Annotated in this window: 21 protein-coding genes and 2 pseudogenes; 4 read left to right on the top strand and 19 right to left on the bottom strand. The window is 70.6% G+C overall.

Annotation, left to right across the window (positions count from 1 at the left end):
• Positions 1-5 precede the first annotated feature (5 nt).
• Positions 6-749 (top strand): HAD family hydrolase, encoded by a 744-nt coding sequence (locus tag Aco03nite_RS02860; RefSeq protein WP_373872562.1) that lies wholly within the window; start codon positions 6-8, stop codon positions 747-749.
• Here Aco03nite_RS02860 and Aco03nite_RS02855 read toward each other — a convergent pair.
• The 7 genes from Aco03nite_RS02855 to Aco03nite_RS02825 form a co-directional block, all read right to left on the bottom strand.
• Positions 740-931, bottom strand: a complete 192-nt coding sequence (locus tag Aco03nite_RS02855) for a hypothetical protein (protein ID WP_203792984.1) — start codon at positions 929-931, stop codon at positions 740-742. The genes Aco03nite_RS02860 and Aco03nite_RS02855 overlap by 10 nt on opposite strands.
• A 31-nt stretch (positions 932-962) precedes the next feature.
• The gene (locus Aco03nite_RS02850; RefSeq protein ID WP_203792983.1) at positions 963-1,862 is read right to left on the bottom strand and encodes a diacylglycerol kinase family protein; all 900 of its coding nucleotides are present in this window, start codon (positions 1,860-1,862) and stop codon (positions 963-965) included.
• A 10-nt stretch (positions 1,863-1,872) separates the two neighbouring features.
• A complete protein-coding gene (gene tatC / locus Aco03nite_RS02845) occupies positions 1,873-2,826 on the bottom strand; it encodes a twin-arginine translocase subunit TatC (protein ID WP_203792982.1) in 954 nt (317 codons plus the stop codon).
• Between the two features lie 9 nt (positions 2,827-2,835).
• A complete protein-coding gene (tatA, locus tag Aco03nite_RS02840) occupies positions 2,836-3,213 on the bottom strand; it encodes a Sec-independent protein translocase subunit TatA (protein WP_203792981.1) in 378 nt (125 codons plus the stop codon).
• A gap of 129 nt (positions 3,214-3,342) precedes the next feature.
• On the bottom strand, positions 3,343-3,588 hold the full coding sequence (locus tag Aco03nite_RS02835; RefSeq protein ID WP_203793016.1) for a hypothetical protein: 246 nt from the start codon (positions 3,586-3,588) through the stop codon (positions 3,343-3,345).
• Between the two features lie 16 nt (positions 3,589-3,604).
• Positions 3,605-4,567, bottom strand: coding sequence for a helix-turn-helix transcriptional regulator (locus tag Aco03nite_RS02830; protein WP_203792980.1), 963 nt, complete (start codon positions 4,565-4,567; stop codon positions 3,605-3,607).
• Entirely contained in the window at positions 4,564-5,553 is a 990-nt protein-coding gene (locus tag Aco03nite_RS02825) for a helix-turn-helix transcriptional regulator (protein WP_203792979.1), read from the bottom strand. Before Aco03nite_RS02825 ends, Aco03nite_RS02830 begins: the two co-directional genes overlap by 4 nt.
• Before the next feature lie 87 nt (positions 5,554-5,640).
• Between Aco03nite_RS02825 and Aco03nite_RS02820 the strand changes: the two genes are divergently transcribed.
• Positions 5,641-6,723: a DUF3866 family protein gene (locus Aco03nite_RS02820; protein ID WP_203792978.1), complete on the top strand. Its 1,083-nt coding sequence runs from the start codon at positions 5,641-5,643 to the stop codon at positions 6,721-6,723.
• On the opposite strand, the gene Aco03nite_RS02815 is transcribed toward Aco03nite_RS02820, so the two are convergent.
• From Aco03nite_RS02815 to Aco03nite_RS02760, 12 genes and pseudogenes are all read right to left on the bottom strand, one after another.
• On the bottom strand, positions 6,699-8,171 hold the full coding sequence (locus tag Aco03nite_RS02815; protein ID WP_239144858.1) for a GGDEF domain-containing protein: 1,473 nt from the start codon (positions 8,169-8,171) through the stop codon (positions 6,699-6,701). The genes Aco03nite_RS02820 and Aco03nite_RS02815 overlap by 25 nt on opposite strands.
• 104 nt (positions 8,172-8,275) lie before the next feature.
• Positions 8,276-8,476, bottom strand: a complete 201-nt coding sequence (locus Aco03nite_RS02810) for a hypothetical protein (RefSeq protein WP_203793028.1) — start codon at positions 8,474-8,476, stop codon at positions 8,276-8,278.
• Between the two features lie 26 nt (positions 8,477-8,502).
• Positions 8,503-9,861, bottom strand: coding sequence for a Pup--protein ligase (gene pafA, locus Aco03nite_RS02805; RefSeq protein WP_203792977.1), 1,359 nt, complete (start codon positions 9,859-9,861; stop codon positions 8,503-8,505).
• 77 nt (positions 9,862-9,938) lie between these two features.
• Positions 9,939-10,745, bottom strand: a complete 807-nt coding sequence (gene prcA / locus Aco03nite_RS02800) for a proteasome subunit alpha (RefSeq protein WP_203792976.1) — start codon at positions 10,743-10,745, stop codon at positions 9,939-9,941.
• A 35-nt stretch (positions 10,746-10,780) separates the two neighbouring features.
• Positions 10,781-11,620 (bottom strand): proteasome subunit beta, encoded by an 840-nt coding sequence (gene prcB, locus Aco03nite_RS02795; protein ID WP_203792975.1) that lies wholly within the window; start codon positions 11,618-11,620, stop codon positions 10,781-10,783.
• Between the two features lie 144 nt (positions 11,621-11,764).
• On the bottom strand, positions 11,765-11,980 hold the full coding sequence (locus Aco03nite_RS02790) for a ubiquitin-like protein Pup (RefSeq protein WP_092540747.1): 216 nt from the start codon (positions 11,978-11,980) through the stop codon (positions 11,765-11,767).
• Between the two features lie 102 nt (positions 11,981-12,082).
• On the bottom strand, positions 12,083-13,600 hold the full coding sequence (gene dop, locus Aco03nite_RS02785) for a depupylase/deamidase Dop (protein WP_344316014.1): 1,518 nt from the start codon (positions 13,598-13,600) through the stop codon (positions 12,083-12,085).
• A gap of 47 nt (positions 13,601-13,647) precedes the next feature.
• On the bottom strand, positions 13,648-14,832 hold the full coding sequence (locus Aco03nite_RS02780) for an acyltransferase family protein (protein WP_203792974.1): 1,185 nt from the start codon (positions 14,830-14,832) through the stop codon (positions 13,648-13,650).
• Between the two features lie 60 nt (positions 14,833-14,892).
• Positions 14,893-16,674: a proteasome ATPase gene (gene arc / locus Aco03nite_RS02775; protein WP_203792973.1), complete on the bottom strand. Its 1,782-nt coding sequence runs from the start codon at positions 16,672-16,674 to the stop codon at positions 14,893-14,895.
• A 339-nt stretch (positions 16,675-17,013) separates the two neighbouring features.
• A complete protein-coding gene (locus Aco03nite_RS02770; RefSeq protein ID WP_092540739.1) occupies positions 17,014-17,604 on the bottom strand; it encodes a hypothetical protein in 591 nt (196 codons plus the stop codon).
• 186 nt (positions 17,605-17,790) lie between these two features.
• A pseudogene (locus Aco03nite_RS02765) lies at positions 17,791-18,726 on the bottom strand (tRNA (adenine-N1)-methyltransferase); the annotation flags it as partial.
• A gap of 21 nt (positions 18,727-18,747) precedes the next feature.
• Positions 18,748-19,899 carry a site-2 protease family protein gene (locus Aco03nite_RS02760; protein ID WP_203792972.1) on the bottom strand — a complete coding sequence of 384 codons (1,152 nt, stop codon included), beginning with the start codon at positions 19,897-19,899 and terminating at the stop codon, positions 18,748-18,750.
• A gap of 233 nt (positions 19,900-20,132) precedes the next feature.
• On the opposite strand from Aco03nite_RS02760, the pseudogene Aco03nite_RS55020 reads away from it, so the two are divergent.
• Together Aco03nite_RS55020 and Aco03nite_RS52560 are read left to right on the top strand one after the other, a co-directional pair.
• Positions 20,133-20,426: pseudogene (locus Aco03nite_RS55020) on the top strand (RecB family exonuclease); the annotation flags it as partial.
• Positions 20,427-20,657: 231 nt separating this feature from the next.
• The gene (locus tag Aco03nite_RS52560) at positions 20,658-21,503 is read left to right on the top strand and encodes a RecB family exonuclease (protein WP_373872564.1); all 846 of its coding nucleotides are present in this window, start codon (positions 20,658-20,660) and stop codon (positions 21,501-21,503) included.
• Positions 21,504-21,535: the final 32 nt, after the last annotated feature.

Genomic DNA, 21,535 nt, shown 5'->3' with positions numbered 1-21,535 from the left:
GTAAGGTGCACGACGTGCCGGATGCCTCGAATCTCTCCACCCACCCGGCACGGCCCGTGGAGGCCGTGCTCTTCGACTTCCACGGCACCCTCGCCCAGGTGGAGGACCCGCTGACCTGGGTGCTCGCCGCGGCCGCCGCCTGCGGGTCGACGCTGGACCGGGGGAAGGCGACGATCCTGGCCGACCGGCTGCTGACCGCGGGCCGCGCCGGTGGGCCGCTGCCGACCCGGGTGCCGCCGCATCTGGCCGAGCACTGGGCCGACCGTGATCTCTACGCGCACAGCCACCGGGCGGCCTACACCGGTCTGGCCGCGACCGTGCACACCGACGTGGAGGGTCTCGCCGACGCGCTCTACGACCGGCTGCTGGAGCCGGCCGGCTGGGTGCCCTACCCGGACACCGAACCGACGCTGCGCAAACTGCACGAGGCCGGGGTCAAGGTGGCGGTGGTCAGCAACATCGCGTTCGACATCCGCCCGCTGTTCGCCTCGTGGGGGCTGGACGGCCTGGTCGACGGGTTCGCGCTGAGCTACGAGGTCGGCCGGATCAAACCCGATCCGATGATCTTCTACCGGGCGTGCGGGCTGCTCGGGGTGGATCCGGAGCGCGCGCTGATGGTCGGTGACACACCCGCCGACGCGGGGGCGGTCAAGGCGGGCTGTGCCGCGTTCATCGTGCCGGCCGCCGATCCCGGTCGTCCGAACGGGCTGTCGTCGGTGCTGTCGCTGGCCCTGGCCGGTCAGGCGTAACGGTCGAGATTCGTACCCAGGCGGCCTTTTCCTACCGGTTTCGGCTCGGCGGCGGGCGACTTCTCGGCGTCCGGGGCGGTGGTCGCGTCGGTCATCGCCTTGACGGCTTCCTTGGCGGAGCCGAGCAGCGAGGACGCGCTGCCGAGCAGGGAGTTGACCCGGGGGCCGATCGGATTCGTCATGTCCTTCCCATCGGCGGACCGGCCCGCGTCTTCAGATCAGCAACCGAATCGCACCCGGCACGCAGCTCACGTCCAGCGGCAACGGGCCGAGCCGTTCGCCGTCGGCGTACCCGACGATCCCCTCGGCCTCGATCCGCACCGACCGCGCCCGCACCACCGTCACCCGCGGATCCGTGACGTGCGTGCCCTTGCGCAGCCGCGGTTTGAGCCGGGCCAGGCCGGCCCGCCCGAGCGGTGAGGTGAAGACGACGTCGAGCAGCCCGTCGGCCGGGTCCGCCCCGGGCACGATCCGCATGCCGCCGCCGTAACTCGGGCAGTTACCGACCGCGACGACCTCGGACGTGACCGCGCGGCTCTCCCCGTCCAGGGTCAGGGTGTAGGGCCGCGCTCGTGCCCGCGCCAGCTCGAGAAGGATCGCCAGGTCGTAGCGGCGCGGCCCGGTCGGCCACCGCATCCGGTTGGCCCGTTCGTTGATCAGCGCGTCGAACCCGGCGGCCAGCACGGCCCCGAACCAGCGTCGCTCACCGTGGGCGTCCACGGTCCGGGCCAGATCACACCGGTGGTCCCGCCCGTCCCGCAGCGCCCGGCCGATCCCCTCCGCAGCTTTCCACACATTTGCCGGTACGCCCATTGAACTCGCAAAGTCGTTCCCGGTCCCGGCCGGCACCACCCCGAACAGGGTCGAAGTCCCGGCGACCGCCTGCAGGGCCCGGTGCACCGTCCCGTCCCCACCGACGGCGACCACGGCCACGGCCCCCTCGCCGACGGCCCGCCGGCAGGCGTCCTCGGCCTCGGGACCGGTGCCGGCGACGAGCAGCCGCACCGGATGCCCACCACCGCCGAGCGCTGCCACCACCCCGGGAAGCAGACCGCGGTGCCGGCCACGCCCCGCGAGGGGATTGGCCAGCACCGCGATGAAGTCGCCCGTCACAGCGGGGTCATCAGGTCATGTCGTCGAAGCGGCGCTCGATCGGCCGCGGTTTCTCCACCGGCGCCGGAGCCTCGACCGCGGTCGGCGCCTCGATCGGGTCGGACGCGCCCACCGACACCCGCTCCTCCGGCAGCTCGGAGATGCTGTCGTCGTCGAGCCCCTCGTACAGTTCCTTGCCGCGGCCCTTGCGCTTGTCGTTGATGAACGCGACACCGACGGCGACGAAGTACAGCACCGAGATGCACGCCGCGAGCAGGCACATGCCGAACGGTCCCGGGTCGGGCGAGGCGACCGCGCCGAAGACGAACGACAGGAAGACCACGGTCCGCCACCAGCTCAGCAGCCGTTTCGCGCTGACCACGCCGGTGAAGTTGAGCATCAGCAGCAGCAGCGGGAACTCGAACGCCGCCCCGAACAGCAGCAGCATGTTCATCACGAAGCTGACGTACGACGTGATCTCGAGCTCGGTCGACTCGCCGAGGACGCCGGCTTCCATGATGAAGGCCAGGCTGTGCCCGATCACCACGTACGCCAGGGCGGCGCCGGCCACGAACAGCGGGGTGGCGAGCGCGACGAAGACGTACGCCCACTTGCGTTCGTGCTTGTGCAGCCCCGGCGCGACGAACGCCCACAGCTGGTAGAGCCAGACCGGAGAGCCGAGGATCAGACCCACCCACAGCGCGATCTTGAGGCGCAGCATGAGGGGGTCGGTCACCGCGAGGGTGAGGAAGTTGCAGTCGCCGTCCGCGTCGAGCGAGCTGGGCAACGAACAGTAGGGCGCCTGCAGCAGCCCGAACACCCACTTGGATACGATGAAACCGACGATCAGGCCGGCAACCACGCCGATCGACGCGACGAAGAGCCGGTTACGCAGCTCCCGGACGTGTTCGATCAGCGTCATCGAGCCATCGGACGCCTGCTCGAACTTGGTGGGCCCCTTTTTCTTACGCAGGCTCAGCTCCATCGGCCCGGATCAGCGGTCGTTGGTGCGCTGCTGCACCGGGTCCACGAACGGCTGGGCCTGCGGCGCCTGGTAACCCTGCGGGGCCGGCTGCTGGTATCCGGGCTGCGGGGCGGCCTGCTGGTAACCCGGCTGCGGGGGCGCCTGCTGGTATCCGGGCTGCTGGTACGGCTGCTGGACCTCACCCTGCAACGGGCTGTGGCCGAACTTGGCGTCCGCCTTGTCGCCGAGGTTGTCCTTGTCGTCGTCGACGAGACCCTTGGTCTCCGCCTTGATGATGCGCAGCGAACGCCCGAGGGAACGCGCGGCATCGGGCAGTCGCTTCGCGCCGAAGAGCAGGATGAGCACAACAACGAGGACGATGATGTGCCATGGCTTGAGGGCGCCCATGGAAGACTCCAGTCGGTCGGATCAGGTAGCGGGGTCCATCGTACGTGCGGATCCCGCTGATGTTGCCCTCCGGAACCTTCCGGTTTCTTATGATCTTCCGAAGGTCAGGACAACGGGTCGGTAATCGCCTTACTTCTTTCCGCGACCGGCCTTGATCGTCTCGACCTGGCCCTGGGCCAGCTCAGCCCGCTCCTGCAGACCCTCGAGAGTCACCTGCAACCGGTCACCGGCGGCCTGCAGCGCGAGCGCCTCCTCCTGCCGGTGCTGGAGTCTGCGGGCGGCACGTTCCAGCCCGTGCAGCCGGCCGAGTGTCTTCAGCGCGGCGACGGACAGGACGATCAGCGCGATCACCACGACGGCGATCCAGACCCACATCAGCACGGGGTCAACCCTAACCCGCGGGGGTGGCGTACTGGTCGAGCGCCGTGGTGGCCTGGGCGCGGATCCGGTCCAGCAGCTCCGGCGGGCCGAGCACGGTCACGTCCCGGGCCTGGCCGGTGAGGAAGCGCTGCGCCCAGCCGAGGTCGGTGACCCGCATGGTGACCTGCCACTCGGCGCCGTCGCGGACCACGTTCTCGACCGGGTAGTACTCGGTGATCCACCGGCCGCCGCGGCCGACCCGCAGCGTCACCAGCGGCAGCTCCGGGCCGGGGCGGAAGACGCCGCCGGTCACGTCGTGCGGCACGGCGGCGGCCGGCGGCGCGGACGGTTCGGGGAGTTCGGTGAACGCGTCGATCCGGTCGATCCGGAACAGCCGGGTGGCCTCGGCGCGGCGGCACCAGGCCTCCAGGTAGTTGAAGCCGCCGACCATCAGCATCCGCATCGGGTCGACGACCCGGTCGGTGGACTCGTCCCGCGACGGCGTGTAGTAGGTGAGCCGCAGCGCGTGCCCGGACTCGACGGCGGCCCGGACCGCGGCCAGCCGCTTCTGGTTGGCCGGCAGGCGCACCGCCACCGGCGCACCGGCCAGGTCACCGGCCGCGTTCTCGATCTTCGCGAGGGCGCGCTCGATGGAGTCCCGGGTGCCGATGCCGGGCGTCTCGGCGAGCATCCGCAGCGCCACCACCAGGGCGAGCGCCTCGTCCTGGTTCAGGCGCAGCGGCTTGTCCATGCCGGCGTCGTGGCTGATCGTGACGTGGTCGCCGTCGATGGCCATGTCGATCAGGTCGCCGGGTCCGTAGCCGGGCAGCCCGCACACCCAGAGCAGCTCCAGGTCCTCCCGCAGCTGCTTGCCGGTCACCCCCAGGTCGGCGGCGGCCTCGGAGATCAAGATCCCGGGACGGGCCAGCAGGTACGGCACCAGATTGAGCAGTCGTCCAAGCCGATCGCCGGACGGAGTACGAGGCGCGCTCATGCCGACACCGCCGGGGATTCGTGGCGCACGATCAGTTCCTTGAGGTGCTGGATCACGGCCGCACGCAGCTCCGGCGGGCCGTCGGCGCGGGCGTCCGGCCCGTACCCGGCGATCCGCGAGGCCAGCCAGTCGACGTCGCCGAAGTTGATGGTCAGGCGGTCGCCGTCCGGTCCGGGGGTCACCTCGGCGGCCATCCGGCGCAGGCCCGCGGCCCGGCCCGGGCGGACCGTGACGGTGGCCCGGCCGGTCCGCGCGATCGGCCCGGACGAGTGCGCGACGTGGCTGATCAGGTCGGCGCCGGCGGGCGGCTCGAATGCGCCGGAGGGTCCACCGGCGCGCACGTCACCGACGATGCGGGACAGCCGGAAGCAGCGGGTGGCGTCCCGGTCCCGGTCGTGGCCGACCACGTACCACCGGCCACGCCAGCAGACCACACCCCACGGTTCCAGGCGGCGGGTGCTGGGTTCGTCGACCTCGGGCACCCGGTACTTGAAGGTGACCGCGCGGCGCTCCCGGGCGGCCGACGTCAGTGGCCCGAACGCCGGGTCGACGGTGACGACCGGCTCCACCCCGAGGGTGGCTTGCGGGTCCACCTCGACCCCGGCGGCCCGGAGTTTGGCCAGCCCGGAGGAGGCGGCGGCGGCCAGACCGGCGTGCTGCCACAGCCGGGCGGCGATGCCCACGGCGGCCGCTTCGTCCGGTTCCAGCAGGATGTCGGGAAGCGCGTACTCCCGCTGGGCGATGCGGTAACCCGGCTCCTGGTCGAAGATGCTGGCCGTGCCGGTCTCCAGGGGAACCCCGAGTTCCCGCAGCTCGGCCTTGTCCCGCTCGAACTTCCGCTGGAACGCCTCGTGGTCCCGCGGATCGGAGGGGTCGTGCTCGTACCCGGGCACGGTCAGGGCGATCTGCGCGGCGGTGAGGAACCGACGCGTGGACAGGAGACAGATGACCAGGTTTACCAGGCGCTCGGTGCGAGTGCGCGACACGAGACGCAACGCTAGCAGCCCGCCCGCGGCGGCTGTCATCCGTCACTGCCACGGGGGACACGGCCCGCGGCTTGTAGGGTTCGTCGCATGGTGCGCTGGCGGTCCGGAACGGTACAGAAGGTGCGGCGGAGCTGGCACGGCGCCGTCGAGCTCGACGTGACCACCGACGACGGGCCGGTCCGCGCCCTGGCCTACCCGGAGCTGGTCGGGCTGCCGGAGGCCGGCGACCGGGTGCTGCTCAACGTCGGCGCCCTGGTGATGGGCCTGGGCACCGGTGGTTACGCGATGGTGGTGGCCCTGCCCGACCGGCTGCCCGCCGATCCGGCCGACGACGGCACCACCCGCGACGGCGGTCACCTGGTCAAGGCGCGGTACACCCCGCTGCAGGCGATCCTGCTCGGGGTCGACGAGGAGGCGTCCCCGCACCGGGCGGTGCTGGAGTCCGCCGAGTCGGTGGACGGGATGCCGGTGGTCACCGCCGACCTGCACTCGGCGCTGCCGGCGATCCTGGCCGGGATCCGGGCGGACCGGCCCGCGGCGCGGGTGGCCTATCTGATGACCGACGGCGGGGCGCTGCCGGCCTGGTTCTCCCGCACCCTGGACGGTCTGCGCGACCATCTCGCCGGGACGGTCACCACCGGGCAGGCGTTCGGCGGCGACCTGGAGGCGAGCACCGTGCACACCGGGCTGCTGGCCGCCCGGCACGTGCTCGGCGCGGACGTGACGATCGTGGCGCAGGGGCCCGGCAACCTGGGCACCGGCACGCCGTGGGGGTTCTCCGGGGTGGCGCTCGGCGAGGCGGTCAACGCGGTGGCGGTGCTCGGTGGCCGCCCGGTCGGGTCGTTGCGGATCTCCGACGCGGACGGCCGGGAGCGTCATCGTGGCGTGTCACATCACAGTCTGACGGCGTACGGAAAAGTGGCTCTGGTCCGGACCGACCTGCCGGTGCCGGACGGCCTGGACCCCGCGCTGTCCGCCGCGGTCGACGCCGCGCTGGCCCCGCTGGCCAGCAGGCACCGCATCGTCCGCGTCGCCGCCGACGGGCTGGACCGGGCGCTGCGGGACAGCCCGGTGCCGCTGTCCACCATGGGCCGCAAGCTGGACCAGGACCACGGCTACTTCCTGGCCGCCGCCGCGGCCGGCCGTCACGCGGCGGCGTTGCTGGGCTGACCCGCGGCGATCTCGATCCGCGCGCGCCCGTCCTTCTTGGCCCGGTACAGGGCGGTGTCGGCGCGCTGGATCAGCTCGTCGGAGGTCTCCCGGCAGTCCCAGACCGCGAGCCCGGCCGAGAACGTCTGCCCGAGCGGGGTCGCGGCCAGCGCCCGTTCCAGGGCCTGCCGCCCGTCGCCGGCGCCGGCCGCCGGGAGCAGGACGACGAACTCCTCACCGCCGTACCGGGCGATCACGTCGACCTCGCGCAGGGTCGCGTGCCAGGCCGCGCTGGCCGCCTTGAGCAGCTGATCCCCGGCCGGATGCCCGAAGGTGTCGTTGTATCGCTTGAAATGGTCCAGGTCGAGCACCGCCACCGCCACCGGCTCACCGTCGCGGCGGGCCCGTTCCAGGGCCCGGGGCAGCTCGTCGTTCCAGGCCCGCCGGTTCGGTAGACCGGTCAGCTCGTCCGAGCGCGCCAGGTCCCGCAGTTGCCCCGCCTGCCGTTCCACCTCCCGCAGCAGCAGTGCCATCCGGGCCACCACCAACAGGAACAGCACGGCCGAACAGAACGCGATGCTCCAGCCGTCGGTCACCCCGCCGGTCGCGGTCTGCGCCACCAGCACCGCCGGGGCGATCATCGAGGCGCCTGCCAGCAACGCCAGCAGACCTTTACCCAGACCGGCCGGGCGGGAGTCGGCCGGTTCCGCCACCTGTCGGGCCCCCGGATGCAGGGCGGCCACCCCGAACAGCAGGAACGCGACCAGGAACACCGACTCCAGCAGGCGGGCGATCCACGGCGTGTTCGCCAGCGCCTCGCCCTCCGCACCCAGGTTGCCGAGCACCACCCAGGCACTGTCACCGAGCAGGAAGGCCGCCAGCGACGCGGTGATCCACCAGAACGGCGCGCCTCTGCTCCCACCACTGCGCAACAACCGGGTGGTCAGAGCGATCAACAGCAGATCACCGATCGGGTACGCCACCTGGGTGGCGTGAGCCAGCCGGTCCATGTGATCGCCCAGATTCCGCGGCGCGATCACGTAGACCCAGGCCAGCAGCCCGAACCCGGTGGTGATGGTGGCCGCGTCGACGAGCGCCGACCGGTCCGGGCGCCGGTCCCGCCGCCGGATCAGCACCGCCAGGCCCCCGGCGACCGCCGGGAACAGGGTGAGGAAGAACGGATCCGCCGGCGTCGGCAGGTCCACCAGCCCGTACGACTCGGCGGCGATCGTGGCCACCGCGATCCCGGTGGCGTTGGCGAACACCCCGGCCGCGAACAGCCACCAGGGCAGTCGCTCCCGGCGGGGCATCCGGTGCGCGCCGGCCAGGATCGCGGTCACGCTGACCCAGCCGATCCCGACCTGGGTGGCGGTCAGCCACCACCGGTCGTCCGGCAGGAACTGGTAGATGACGACGGCCAGCGCCGCCAGCACCCCGAAGGCTCTCGACACCTCTGGCTCTTCGGTCACCGGCCGGCCTTGTTTACCGCTTTCCCGCGCCCGGGCCGTTCTCGGGCCGCTTCAAGCCGTTCTCGGGCCGCTTCAAGCCGTTCTCAGGCCGCTCCGAGCCGTTCTCAGGCGGTGAAGATCAACAACGCCCAGCCGCCGATCAACGCCACCAGCAGCAACGTCAGCACCCAGGTGGGCACGGTGTAGTCGCCCGCCCGGTTCTTCGCGATCTGCTGACGGATCCGCTCCTTGCGGCGGTCCACCAGCCGGTTACGGACCTCGAGTTCGGAACGTTCGGGCTGCTCGGGCTGGCCAGGATCACTCATGATCCGGCCAGCCTAGCCCGTCGGTCTCACATGCTGGCGATCAGGCGTTCCACCCGCTCGTCGTACGCCCGGAACGGGTCCTTGCAGAGCACCGTCCGCTGGGCCTGGTCGTTCAGTTTCAGGTGCACCCAGTCGACGGTGAAGTCGCGCCGTTTCTCCTGGGCGTGCTTGATGAACTCGCCGCGCAGCCGGGCCCGGGTGGTCTGCGGGGGCGTCTCCTTCGCCTCGAAGATCTGCAGATCGTTGGCGATCCGGTCGACCGTCTTGCGCTTCTCCATCAGGGCGTACAGCCCACGGCCACGGCGGACGTCGTGGTACGCCAGGTCCAGCTGCGCGATCCGCGGGTGCGACATCGGGATCTCGTGCTTGGCCTGGTAGCGGTCGATCAGCTTGTACTTCGACACCCAGTCGATCTCGCGCGCCACCGGGTCCAGGTTCTCCGACTCGATCGCGTTGAGCACCCGGCCCCACAGCTCGACGACCCGTTTCGCCACCGGGTCACCGCCGCGGCGCTCGACGAACTCGGTCGCCTTCGCCAGGTACTCCTGCTGGATCTCCAGCGCGGAGACCTCCTTGTTGTTCGCCAGGCGGATCTTGCGGCGGCCGGTGATGTCGTGGCTGACCTCACGGATCGCCCGGATCGGGTTCTCCAGGGTCAGGTCGCGCATCACCACGCCCGCCTCGATCATGCGGAGCACGATGTCGGCGCTGCCCACCTTCAGCAGGGTGGTGACCTCGTTCATGTTCGAGTCGCCGACGATCACGTGCAGCCGCCGGTAGCGCTCGGCGTCGGCGTGCGGCTCGTCGCGGGTGTTGATGATCGGGCGCGACCGGGTGGTGGCGCTGGAGACGCCCTCCCAGATGTGCTCGGCCCGCTGCGACAGGCAGAAGACGGCGCCGCGCGGGGTCTGCAGCACCTTGCCGGCGCCACAGATCAGCTGGCGGGTCACCAGGAACGGGATCAGCACGTCGGCCAGCCTGCCGAACTCACCGTGGCGCGAGACCAGGTAGTTCTCGTGGCAGCCGTAGGAGTTGCCGGCCGAGTCGGTGTTGTTCTTGAAGAGGTAGATCTCCCCCGCGATGCCCTCGTCGTGCAGACGTTTCTCCGCGTCGACGAGCAGGCCTTCCAGGATCCGCTCCCCGGCCCGGTCGTGCGCGACCAGATCGGTGACGGAGTCGCATTCCGGCGTCGCGTACTCGGGGTGGGAACCGACGTCGAGGTAGAGACGGGCGCCGTTACGGAGAAAGACGTTGCTGCTGCGTCCCCAGGACACCACTCGGCGGAACAGGTAGCGGGCCACCTCGTCCGGAGACAGCCGCCGCTGCCCCCGATAGGTGCACGTGACTCCGTACTCGGTCTCGAGGCCGAAAATTCGCCGTTCCATGTCAGAACACTACCGGCAGAGCCCGGGGGTTTCCATGATTGCGGGGCGTGAATCCATCGACCACGCCCCGCAACCGGTCACTTCTGCGAATCCTCGTCGGTCTCCGGCGCCGCCGACACGACCGGCTTGCCCTCGGACGGCGCGGGCGGAGCCGCGTCCACATCGCCCAGCTCCGACTCCGGCACCGACTCGTGCCCCAGCAGGCTGGTCAGCGACGCCCCGCTGAGCCGCCGGAACGCGCGGCCCGGACGACGCCGGTCCAGGACCGCGACCTCCAGCTGCTTCGGCGTCAGGGTGCGGGCCTGCCCGTTCTCCCCGCCGACGCTGCCCAGCGCCTCGGCCGCCAGGGCCAAAGCCGCGGTCAGCTCCGCGCTGGGGTCGTGCCGGTCGCGCAGCACGGTGCCGATCGCCTCGGCCTGGCCGCCCATCGCCATGAAACCCGGCTCGTCCATGACCGAGCCGTCATAGGTGATCCGGTACAGCTCGTCGGCCTCCGGGGTGGCGCCGACCTGCGCGACGCAGATCTCCACCTCGTACGGCTTCTGCGTCTCCGAGAAGATCGCACCGAGCGTCTGGGTGTACGTGTTGGCCAGTGCCCGGGCCGTCACGTCCCGGCGGTCGTAGCTCAGGCCGACCATGTCGGCCATCCGCACGCCACCGCGCCGCAGCGCCTCGAACTCGTTGTACCGGCCCACCGCCGCGAACGCGATCTTGTCGTAGATCTCGCTGATCTTGCGCAGGGTGGTGATGTTCTCGGCGACCAGCAGGATGCCGCCCTCGTACGTCAGCACCACCGCCGAGCGGCCACGGGCGATGCCCTTGCGGGCGTACTCGGAACGATCCCGCTGGACCTGCTCGGGTGATGCGTAGAACTGCATTGCCACGGGTGGCTACCTCCTCGATCGAAAGAAAGGGCGGATCAGCCGCCGGGGTTCTCCGTGCGCCCCGCGACGACCCGCTCGGCCACCGTGGTGATCTCCTCGTCGGTCAGCCGGTGCGTGCCGTTCGCCGTAGCGGTCATCACCACCGGGTAGATCTTGCGGATGACGTCCGGCCCACCGGTCGCGGTGTCGTCGTCGGCCGCGTCGTACAGCGCCTCGACCGCCAGATCGATCGCGTCCTCGGTGCTCACCCCGGCCCGGTACCGCTTCTTCAGCGCCGACTTCGCGAACAGCGAACCCGAGCCGATCGCCTCGTAGCCGGTCTCCTCGTAGAGACCGCCGGCGACGTCGAAGCTGAAGATCCGGCCGGCCCGCGCGGTGTCCGCCGGAGCCAGGTCGAACCCGGCGAACAGCGGGACCACGGCCAGGCCCTGCATCGCCGCGCCGAGGTTGCCGCGCACCATCGCGGCCAGGCGGTTCGCCTTGCCGTCGAGGGAGAGCATGGCGCCCTCGATCTTCTCGTAGTGCTCCAGTTCCACCTGGAACAGCCGGATCAGCTCGATGCCGATGCCGGCGGTGCCGGCGATGCCGATCAGCGAGTAGGCGTCGGCGGGGTGGACCTTCTTGATGTCCCGGCTGGCGATCAGGTTGCCCATGGTCGCCCGGCGGTCACCGGCCATCACCACACCGTCGGCCGTCGCGATCGCGACGATCGTGGTGCCGTGCGGCGCGATGTCGGCGGACAGCCCCGGCGGCAGCGGCCGGCGCCCGGGAAGCAACTCCGGCGCCGCCTGACTCAGGAACTGCGTGAAGGAGGACGTCCCCGTAGTGGTGAAGAAATCCGGTAGACGCCCGGATGGATCAAAGCCCGTCGCCACGTGGTTCCTTTCAAGGTACGTGCAGTTGAAGCACAATATCCCGCCGGTGCCCGCGGGTGCGATCAACGCCATCGACAAGTCTTGAGGAAATGCCGGACGCCGCCGAAGGGGCGGCGTCCGGTCACCTAGAAGCGGACAAAGGGGTCACTCGCCGCCTTTTTGGACATAGCCGCGGACGAACTCTTCGGCGTTCTCCTCGAGGACGCTGTCGATCTCGTCGAGCAGGTCGTCGACGTCCTCGGTGATCTCCGCGTGCCTCTCGGCGACCTCGGGATTGGCCTCGACGGTGACGTCCTCGATCTCCTGGTCGCTGGAGCCCTTGCTGCTCTGCGACTGACCACCGGTGTCTCGGGTTGCCATGGATGTCCCCCTTCAGAAGCCACCCGAAGTCCTGCAACATCGGGTTGGAAAAAACCTACCTCGCGCCTGTGACGAAACGCCCCGCCGTAACGGGTTGTTTTCTCACCGGCTGGTGATCACCTCGAGCAGATCCTTGGCGCTCTCGCAGGTGTCGAACAGCGACCCCACGTGCTTGCGCGTGCCCCGCTCCGGTTCCATCATGGGCACCCGGACCAGCGATTCCCGGCCCACATCGAAGATCACCGAGTCCCAGCTGGCGGCGACCACCTCGGACGCGTACTGCGCGAGGCAACGCCCACGGAAGTAGGCCCGGGTGTCCTCCGGCGGGTCGTACATCGCGGCCTGGGTCTCCTCCGGGTCGAGCAGCGTCTTCATCGACCCGCGCGCGACCAGCCGGTGATAGAGGCCCTTCTCCGGCCGTACGTCGGAGTACTGCAGGTCGACGAGCTGGAGTTTCGGCGAGGACCAGGCGAGGTTCTCGCGCTCCCGGTAGCCCTCCAGCAGCCGCAGCTTGGCGACCCAGTCGAGGCTGTCGGAAAGCAGCATCGGGTCGCGGCCGAGCTTGTCGAGGGCGTCCTCCCACCGGTCGAGCACATCGGTGGTCTGCTCGTCGGCGTCGGCGCCGTAGCGCTCGTCGACGAACTGGCGGGCCCGCTCGAAGTAGGCCCACTGCAGGTCGAGCGCGGTCAGCCGGCGGCCGTCGCGCAGCCGCATCAGGTGTTTGAGGGACGGGTCGTGGCTGACGTTCTTCAGCTCGCTGACCGGGTCGGCGATGCCCAGCTCGCCGGTGAACACCTTCTCCTCGATCATGTTGAGGATCAGGGCGGTGGTGCCGACCTTGAGGTAGGTGGAGATCTCCGACAGGTTGGCGTCGCCGATGATCACGTGCAGCCGGCGGTACTTGTCGGCGTCGGCGTGCGGCTCGTCGCGGGTGTTGATGATCGGCCGCTTGAGCGTGGTCTCCAGGCCGACCTCGACCTCGAAGAAGTCGGCGCGCGAGGAGATCTGGAACCCGGCGCCGCTGCCGTCCTGCCCGATGCCGACGCGACCGGCGCCGCAGAAGATCTGCCGGGTGACGAAGAACGGGGTCAGGTGCGCGACGATGTCGGCGAACGGGGTCTGCCGCCGCATCTGGTAGTTCTCGTGGGCCCCGTACGACGCGCCTTTGTTGTCGGTGTTGTTCTTGTAGAGCTGGATGCGGTGCGTGCCGGGGATGGTGGCGGCCCGGCGTGACGCCTCGGCCATCACCCGCTCGCCGGCCTTGTCCCACTTGACGATGTCGAGCGGGTTGGTGACCTCGGGGGTGCTGAACTCGGGGTGGGCGTGGTCCACATAGAGCCGCGCGCCGTTGGTCAGTATCACGTTGGCCAGGCCGAGGTCCTCGTCGGCGAGGGCTTCGGCCGGGTCGTACGCGGCGCCGGAGTAGGTGAACCCGCGGGCGTCGCGCAGTGGCGACTCCTCCTCGTAGTCCCACCGGGCGCGGCCGTTGCGGTTGAGCTCGGGGCGGGCGCCGTAGGCGTTGACCACCTGGGAGGACGTGACCATCGGATTGGCACCGGGCTGGCCGGGGACCGAAATACCGTACTCGACCTCAGTACCCATAATCCTGCGAACGCTCATGCGACCACCCTGTCCGCCACGAAGCTGCGCCTGCTCATGTATCGAGCCTAGACGCTCTCGTAGCGCTTTCCGAAGCTGGGAGTGCGCGCGTCCGTACCTTGCGTGGCGACTTTGATCACCGGGAGGCGCCGGGCGAGGTTCTGCGCGGGCCGTTCCACCCATCGGTGGCCGGCCCAGGCCAAGGTCAGGGATGCGCAGGTGAAGGCCACCGTGATGACCGCGGGGTCGGCGGTGAGCTGCCGGACGGCCACCAGGACCGGGATGTGCAGCAGATAGAGCGAATAGCTGATCGTGCCGAGCCAGGACAGGACGGCCGGGATCCGGCGTTCGCGCAGAGCGAAGGCGACCGTGAAGGTGGCGGCCACCGCCACGGCGACGGCAGGCGCTACCTGGATCGCGACGCCGCCGAGCACGAGTGACAGGACCAGAGCGGCTGCGGTACGCCCGATCCGCCGGTGCTGCACGCGGTGGATCACGGTCCCGGCGAACATGACGGCGAGCATCTGGGCGGCCTGTGCCGAGGAGGCGCTGGTGACCTGGTCGGTGGCGTGCCCGTTGAGCAGCGGCAGCACGATCACCGCCAGCCCGGTGACCCCCGAGATCAACGTCAACTTCCCGGTTGTGTACGTCGTGAGCACCGCGATCATGAGGGCCGTCACCACGATCGCGCTGATCCGGCGCTGACCGGCCGTGGCACCGAGCAGGTCGTCGGGCAGGCCGGTCAGGGCCAGCAGGGTGAGCCCGGCCGCCCACCACGGGGCCGCGCCGTGCCGCCGCAGCACGAACAGTCCCGCCACCACGAGATAGAAGACCATCTCGAAGCTGAGTGTCCAGAAGGGCCGTAGTGTCCCCTGGGTGCCGAGCAGGTCCTGCAGCATGGTGAGGTGCCCGAGCACGCTGGTGGTGGTCTCGGTGTCCAGCTGAGCGGGCAGCCGCAGCACCCCGGCGGCACTCAGCGCCAGCGTGACCGCGATGGCGAGCAGGTAGGCGGGGTAGATCCGCAGCAGCCGCCCGGTCCAGAACCGCCGCAGGTCACCGTGCCGTTCCAGGGACATCGGAATGACGTAGCCGCTGACCAGGAAGAACAGCAGAACCCCGTACTTGCCGAGGTCGATGGTGTGAAAGATCTCGAGGTGGACCGCGGTGCCGAGCACGATCGGGCTGAGGTGGAAGGCCGCGACCACCACCGCGGCCCATCCGCGCAGGGCGTCGAGCCAGGCCAGACGGGTCATACGTGATGAAACGAGAGCGGGGCCGGAGGGAAACCCTCCAGCCCCGCCCCGATGCGCGTGTTACAGGTACTGACCGGTGTTGCTGGCGGTCTCGATCGACCGGCCGGCCTCGGCGCCCTTGCCGCCGGAGACGAGCGTGCGGATGTAGACGATCCGCTCGCCCTTCTTGCCGGAGATCCGGGCCCAGTCGTCCGGGTTGGTGGTGTTCGGCAGGTCCTCGTTCTCCCGGAACTCGTCGACGCAGCTGTCGAGCAGGTGCTGCAGCCTCAGGCCCTTCTTGCCGGAGGTGAGGAACTCCTTGATCGCCATCTTCTTGCCGCGGTCGACGATGTTCTGGATCATCGCGCCGGAGTTGAAGTCCTTGAAGTACAGGACCTCCTTGTCACCGTTGGCGTAGGTGACCTCCAGGAAGCGGTTCTCCTCGGTCTCGGTGTACATCCGCAGCACGACCGCCTCGATCATCGCGGCCACCGTGGCGTCCCGGTTGCCGCCGTGCTCGGTCAGGTCGTCCCCGCTCAGCGGCAGGTCGGAGAGGATGTACTTACCGAAGATGTCCTTCGCGGCCTCGGCGTCCGGGCGCTCGATCTTGATCTTCACGTCGAGCCGGCCGGGGCGCAGGATGGCCGGGTCGATCATGTCCTCCCGGTTGGAGGCGCCGATCACGATCACGTTCTCCAGGCCCTCGACACCGTCGATCTCGCTGAGCAGCTGGGGAACGATGGTGTTCTCCACGTCGCTGGAGACACCCGAGCCACGGGTCCGGAAGATCGAGTCCATCTCGTCGAAGAACACGATCACCGGGGTGCCCTCGCCGGCCTTCTCCCGGGCCCGCTGGAAGACCAGGCGGATGTGCCGCTCGGTCTCACCCACGTACTTGTTCAGCAGCTCCGGGCCCTTGATGTTGAGGAAGTAGCTGGTGTGCTTCTCCTCGCCACGTCGCTCGGCGATCTTCTTGGCCAGGGAGTTGGCCACCGCCTTGGCGATCAGGGTCTTGCCGCAGCCGGGCGGGCCGTAGAGCAGGATGCCCTTCGGCGGGCGCAGCTGGTGCTCCCGGAACAGGTCGGCGTGCAGGAAGGGCAGCTCCACCGCGTCGCGGATCTGCTCGATCTGGGAGTGCAGGCCGCCGATGTCGGTGTAGTCGACGTCGGGCACCTCCTCCAGGACCAGCTCCTCGACCTCGCTCTTCGGGATCCGCTCGTACGCGTACGCCGAGCGCGGCTCGATCATCAGCGAGTCACCAGCACGCAGCTTGCCGATGTCGAGCGAGTCGGCGAGGAAGACGATGCGTTCCTCGTCGGAGTGCGACGTCACCAGGGCCCGGTCGCGGGGGCCGCCGGACGGGTTGTCCAGGACCTCCTTGAGCGAGACCACCTCGCCGGTGCGCTCGAACCCGAACGCGTCGACGACGTTGAGCGCGTCGTTCAGCAGGACCTCCTGGCCCCGCTGGAGCTCGTCGGCCGCGAGCGACGGCGAGACCGCCACCCGCAGCTTGCGGCCGCCGGTGAACACGTCCACCGTGCCGTCCTCGTGGGCTGCCAGGAAAACGCCGTAGCCGCTGGGCGGCTGGGCGAGCCGGTCAATCTCTTCCTTGAGAGTGACGATCTGGGCGCGGGCTTCCTTGAGGGTCGCCACGAGCCGCTCGTTGTTCTCGGTCACTCGGGCCAGCTGCGCCTGCGTTGCCGCGAGCCGTTCCTCGAGCTGCCGGACGTGTCGGGGGCTCTCGGTCAACTTCCGCCGGACCAGAGCAAGTTCCTCTTGCAGAAACGCGACCTGACTCGAGAGATCGTTGACTTCCTTCTCCGCTCGCGCGGCGCGGGAGTCCGCTTCGTCGCTACGTGCCACGTCCCACCTCCCCGGGGGGCTCGAACGTCTTGGGATAACACTAGCCGTTGCGAGGCGGTTTTCGACCCATGCAACACCCTCGTCACCGACTCTTGATCGATTGGTGCGATCGGTGGTGAGCCGGTCGGACATAGTTCGAACTTCGGTGGTCTCCGCGGGTTGTGCGAGGTAGAGGTGACCCCCGACACTGGTGAGCTGCGCATCTGCATCGACGGACGCCACTGCCTCGATCTTCGCCGCACGGCTCGATCCGGGCATAACGGGCATCGACCGGCCCGCCTATGCAAAAGACCACACGGGCGAGTCGGCCGGGAGAACGCCGAGTGAATCGGAGTGAACTCAGAGAGTGGGACGGCCCACCAGGGACGCCACCACCCGGGAGAACTCCTCCAGCCGGGCGATCTGCCCCGGCCCACCGTCGTCGAGGGTCTTGCCGAACCGCAGCGCGTCGTGCCGCAGCGGGGCCCGGCCCTCCTCCTCGCCCACACCCGGGGGCGGCACCGCGTCGTCGACCGAACTCAGCAGCAGGTAGACGTCGATGCTGTCCACCCGGGCCTGCCCGTTCGGGGTGCGGGTGAGCCGCCGCCGGCAGCCCACCTCGGTCACCGTGGACAGCGGCACCACCCGCAACGACGAGGTCATCGCACCGACCGGGCCGTCACCCGGGGCGACGTCCTCACCGTGCCAGAGCACCAGGCGGCTGCCGTCACAGACGACGACCTCCTGCCACACCCCGTTCACCTCGTTGACGAAACGCTCCAGGGTGAAACACAGCACCGATGCCCCACGCAGCACCCCGAACAGCGCTTCCAGAGCCACCTCCGGATCACGCAGGTAGGCACGGGCCGCCGAGTCCAGGTCCGGATAGGGCGACCAGTCCGGGAAAACCGCCGGCATCTCGTTGCTGCCGCCGAACGGTGGAGAACTCATCGCGCCCACTCCTGTCTGCGTCGCTGACCCCCGAGGGAACCTACCGGAACCCAGAGGCGAGCGTCACTCCCCGGGGGCGTCGCTCTGCCGCGCGTTCTCCGCCACCGGGACTTCCGCCGGGGCAGCCGCCGGGGTTGCCGCGATCTCCGCGGCGTCCACCGCCTTCGCGGCCTGCACCGCCTTCGCCACGGTCGGGGCCGGGTCGGCGGCCTGTGCGGCCAGCGCGGCCTGGGTCGCCTTCCGTGCCGCGTACGCCTCCGCGCCCTTGCTCGGCTTGCGGCGCCGCGGCGGCGCGGTGACCCCGGGCGCCAGCTTGCGGGCCGACACCAGGAACGCGGTGTGCGCGATCATCCGGTGATCCGGGCGGACCGCCAGACCGTCCGCGTGCCAGTCCCGGACCAGCGACTCCCAGGCCCGCGGCTCGGTCCAGCCGCCGCGCTCGCGCAGCGCCTCCACCAGCTCGGACAGCTGCGGGGTGGTCGCCACGTAGCCGATGAACACACCACCCGGGATGAGCGACTTCTCGACCATGTCGAGCGCCTCCCACGGGGTCAGCATGTCCAGGATGATCCGGTCGAACCCACCGATCTCGTTACCCGCGACGTCGCCGTCGTGCAGGTGCCAGGCCGGGTGCGGGCCGCCGAAGAACGCCTCCACGTTCTTGCGGGCCACCGCCGCGAAATCCTCCCGCAGCTCGTAGCTGTGCACCTCGCCGGAGCTGCCGACGGCCCGCAGCAGCGAACAGGTCAGCGCACCCGAACCGGCGCCCGCCTCCAGGACCTTCGCCCCCGGGAAGACGTCACCCATCGCGACGATCTGTGCCGCGTCCTTCGGGTAGATCACCTGCGCGCCCCGCGGCATGGACAGCACGTAGTCGCTGAGCAGCGGGCGCAACGCCAGGTAGGCGGTGCCGCTGGCGGCGGTGATCACGCTGCCGTCGGGCAGGCCGATCAGCTCGTCGTGCTGCATCGCGCCACGGTGCGTGTGGAAGGCCTTACCGGGCTCCAGCACGATCGTGTGCATCCGGCCCTTCGGGTCGGTGAGCTGAACGCGGTCGCCCGCCCGGAACGGCCCACGGTGCGCGGGAACGTCATCGACGACGGGGGCTGGGGTTGTGGTCACTGATCTTCTCTCAGGAGGCTGCTAATTCCGGCTCGCGCGCCGCGGTTCCAGCACGGCGGCCACGTCGGCGACCCGCAGGACGCCCACGACATCCTCGCCTGCGGTCACCAGGTACTGCGCACCCGGGTGCGCCTGCAGCGCGCGGACCACCTGCTCACCGGTCAGGCCGAGCGGCAGCGCGGTCAGCGCGTCCCGGGACCGGGCCACGCTCTCCACGCTCACCCAGGGGCGCCGGCCGACCGGCACCCGCTCGGCGGCCACCGGATCGACCAGTGCCGTGAGGCTACCCGCCGAGTCGGCGACCGCCAGCATCACGTCCGGCCTCGGATCCTCCGACCGGCGCCGCTGCGCCTCCCCCAGCGGGGTGCCCGCCGGCACCGTCAGCAGCGGCCGGGTCAGCGCGGACAGGTCGATCAGCGGGAACCGCCCGGTCATCCGGCCCAGCCGGATCGACTGCCCCGCCCCCTGCCACAGGGTCAGCACCACCAGCAGCACGAACGCCATCCCCAGCGTGGTGATCACACCCAGCTGCCAGAGGAACAGCACCACCGCCGCGGTCACCACCGCCATCGCCCGCCCGGCCCAGCCGGCCACCACCGTCGCCCGGTTCCGGTCCCGCAGCACCGCCCACATCAGCGCCCGCAACGCCCGGCCACCGTCCAGCGGCAGCCCCGGCAGCACGTTGAAGAACGCCACCAGCACGTTGCTCAGCGCCAGCTGGAACGCCACCTCCCGGGTCAGGGTCCGCTCCGGCAGCAGCAGCGTCACCGCCGTCGCCACCCCGCCCAGCAGCAACGACACCGCCGGCCCGGCCAGCGACACCAGCGCGTCCACCCGCGGCGTCGGCGCGTCCCGATCCATCTCCGTCCACCCGCTGAGCAGCTCCAGAGTGATCCGCCGCACCCCGATCCCGAACCGGCGGGCGGTCAGCGCGTGCCCCAGCTCGTGCAACAGCACCGAGCCGACCAGACACACCACGAAACCGGTTCCCACCAGGTACGCCCACGGCTCCGCCAGGCCCAGCTGCTCCCGCGCGTGGTTCCCGTACACGATCGTGACCAGCACCGCGAGCAGCAGCATCGACGCGTTCGTATGCACCGGGATGCCCGCGACACGCCCGACCGGCCGCCCCCGGGGCGTCGGCGGCGGCTGCGATACCCGGCTGTCGTCCACGTGTCCGATGCTACGGACCACCGGCCGCGGCACCCACCCCGCGGTTTTCGTCGTACCCCTGGCCTAGCCTCTGTGACATGACGGCGCTCTCCCCCACGGCGGCCCAGCCGGTGTCCCCGCCCCCGCAGCCCGCCGACCCGGCGTCCTCCACCGCTGCCGACCCCGCCACGGTCGAGGCCACCACCGACCCCGCCACCGCCGGCCCTGCCACGGTCGAGGCCACCGCCGGCGCCGTGGCCGTGGTGTCCGGCCGGGGGCCGCGCCCGGAGACGCCGGCCGGTCCGTCGCTGTCCCCGTCACGGGCTGCCGACTTCAAGACCTGCCCGCTGCTGTTCCGCTACCGGTCGATCGACAAGCTGCCCGAGACCCCGTCGGCCGACCAGGTCCGGGGCACCCTCGTCCACGCCGTCCTGGAGCGCCTCTTCGACCTGCCGGCCGCCGACCGCACCCCCGAGGCGGCGGTCGCCCTGGTCACTCCCGAGTGGGAGCGCCTGCTGGCCGGGGAGCCCGCCCTGGCCGACCTGTTCACCACCGAGCCACCACCCCGGGGCCGCCCGGCCCCGTCCCCACGGAAAGCCCCCACCGGCGACGTCTCCACAGCTCAGGGCCCGGCTTCCGGCACCGGGTCGCTCTCCTCCTCCACCACTGGAGACCCCTCTCAGCCCGCCGACCTCCCACCGGCTTCCTCCTCCGGCAACGGCGGCGACACTCCTTCTTCCTCAACTTCTTCCGCGTCTTCTTCCTCATCCGCCGCCTCGGTGTCCTCGCCGGCCGCCAGCAGGCCGGCCTCCGGCGACGTCCCGACTGCCGGCGACGTGCCGGCTGCCGGTGACGTGCTGGCTGCCGGTGACGTGCTGGCTGCCGGTCGAACCGTGGCGGGTGCCGCGACCGGTGCCGGCGGGCCGGTCCGCGATCCGGCGGCTGCCGGCGGGCTGGTGCGCGATCCGGCGGCGGTTCTGGCGGAGGTCGACGCCACCGGCCAGGCCACGCTGATCGACATCCCGGACGGTGAGGCCGAGGCGGCCCGCCTGGCCGCGTTCCTGACCAGCGCCCGGGACCTGCTGGGCGGCTATTTCGCGGTGGAGGACCCACGCCGCCTGGAGCCCGCCGAGCGCGAGACCCTGATCTCCACGATGATCGGCGACGACGCCCTGCTGCTGCGCGGCTACATCGACCGTCTCGACGTCTCCCCGGCCGGCGACATGCGGGTGGTCGACTACAAGACGGGCGGAGCCCCCCGCGAGGCGTTCGAGGGCCGCGCCCTGTTCCAGCTGAAGTTCTACGCCCTGGTCCTGTGGCGCACCCGGGGCAAGGTCCCCCGGGCACTGCGCCTGCTCTACCTGAAGGACGCGGAGGCCCTCGACTACAGCCCCGACCAGGGCGAGCTGGAGCGTTTCGAGCGCACCCTGCTGGCCCTCTCCCAGGCCATCGAACGAGCGAAGCAGAACCAGGACTTCCGCCCGAAACCGAGCCGCCTGTGCGGTTGGTGCAGCCACCAGTCCCTGTGCCCCGAGTTCGGCGGCACCCCACCCCCCTACCCCGCGACGATGACCATCAGCTCATACCCTCCGGACACCCTCCGCCGGGACGACCCTCTTGGCTGACCGGCCCGCTCCCCCGCCCTTCGTCCACCTCC

This window comes from Actinoplanes couchii, from assembly GCF_016862075.1.
GTDB lineage: Bacteria > Actinomycetota > Actinomycetes > Mycobacteriales > Micromonosporaceae > Actinoplanes > Actinoplanes couchii.
The sequence above is the reverse complement of the archived record's forward strand: the minus strand, read 5'-3'. Positions and strand labels throughout refer to the sequence as shown.

What these genes read in the sequence shown, in the direction of transcription:
- Aco03nite_RS02855 (WP_203792984.1), bottom strand. Translation starts at nt 931, where the DNA reads ATGACGAATCCGATCGGCCCCCGGGTCAACTCCCTGCTCGGCAGCGCG.
- tatC (WP_203792982.1), bottom strand. Translation starts at nt 2,826, where the DNA reads ATGGAGCTGAGCCTGCGTAAGAAAAAGGGGCCCACCAAGTTCGAGCAG.
- tatA (WP_203792981.1), bottom strand. Translation starts at nt 3,213, where the DNA reads ATGGGCGCCCTCAAGCCATGGCACATCATCGTCCTCGTTGTTGTGCTC.
- Aco03nite_RS02835 (WP_203793016.1), bottom strand. Translation starts at nt 3,588, where the DNA reads ATGTGGGTCTGGATCGCCGTCGTGGTGATCGCGCTGATCGTCCTGTCC.
- Aco03nite_RS02830 (WP_203792980.1), bottom strand. Translation starts at nt 4,567, where the DNA reads ATGAGCGCGCCTCGTACTCCGTCCGGCGATCGGCTTGGACGACTGCTC.
- Aco03nite_RS02820 (WP_203792978.1), top strand. Translation starts at nt 5,641, where the DNA reads ATGGTGCGCTGGCGGTCCGGAACGGTACAGAAGGTGCGGCGGAGCTGG.
- Aco03nite_RS02810 (WP_203793028.1), bottom strand. Translation starts at nt 8,476, where the DNA reads ATGAGTGATCCTGGCCAGCCCGAGCAGCCCGAACGTTCCGAACTCGAG.
- pafA (WP_203792977.1), bottom strand. Translation starts at nt 9,861, where the DNA reads ATGGAACGGCGAATTTTCGGCCTCGAGACCGAGTACGGAGTCACGTGC.
- Aco03nite_RS02790 (WP_092540747.1), bottom strand. Translation starts at nt 11,980, where the DNA reads ATGGCAACCCGAGACACCGGTGGTCAGTCGCAGAGCAGCAAGGGCTCC.
- dop (WP_344316014.1), bottom strand. Translation starts at nt 13,600, where the DNA reads ATGAGCGTTCGCAGGATTATGGGTACTGAGGTCGAGTACGGTATTTCG.
- Aco03nite_RS02780 (WP_203792974.1), bottom strand. Translation starts at nt 14,832, where the DNA reads ATGACCCGTCTGGCCTGGCTCGACGCCCTGCGCGGATGGGCCGCGGTG.
- Aco03nite_RS02770 (WP_092540739.1), bottom strand. Translation starts at nt 17,604, where the DNA reads ATGAGTTCTCCACCGTTCGGCGGCAGCAACGAGATGCCGGCGGTTTTC.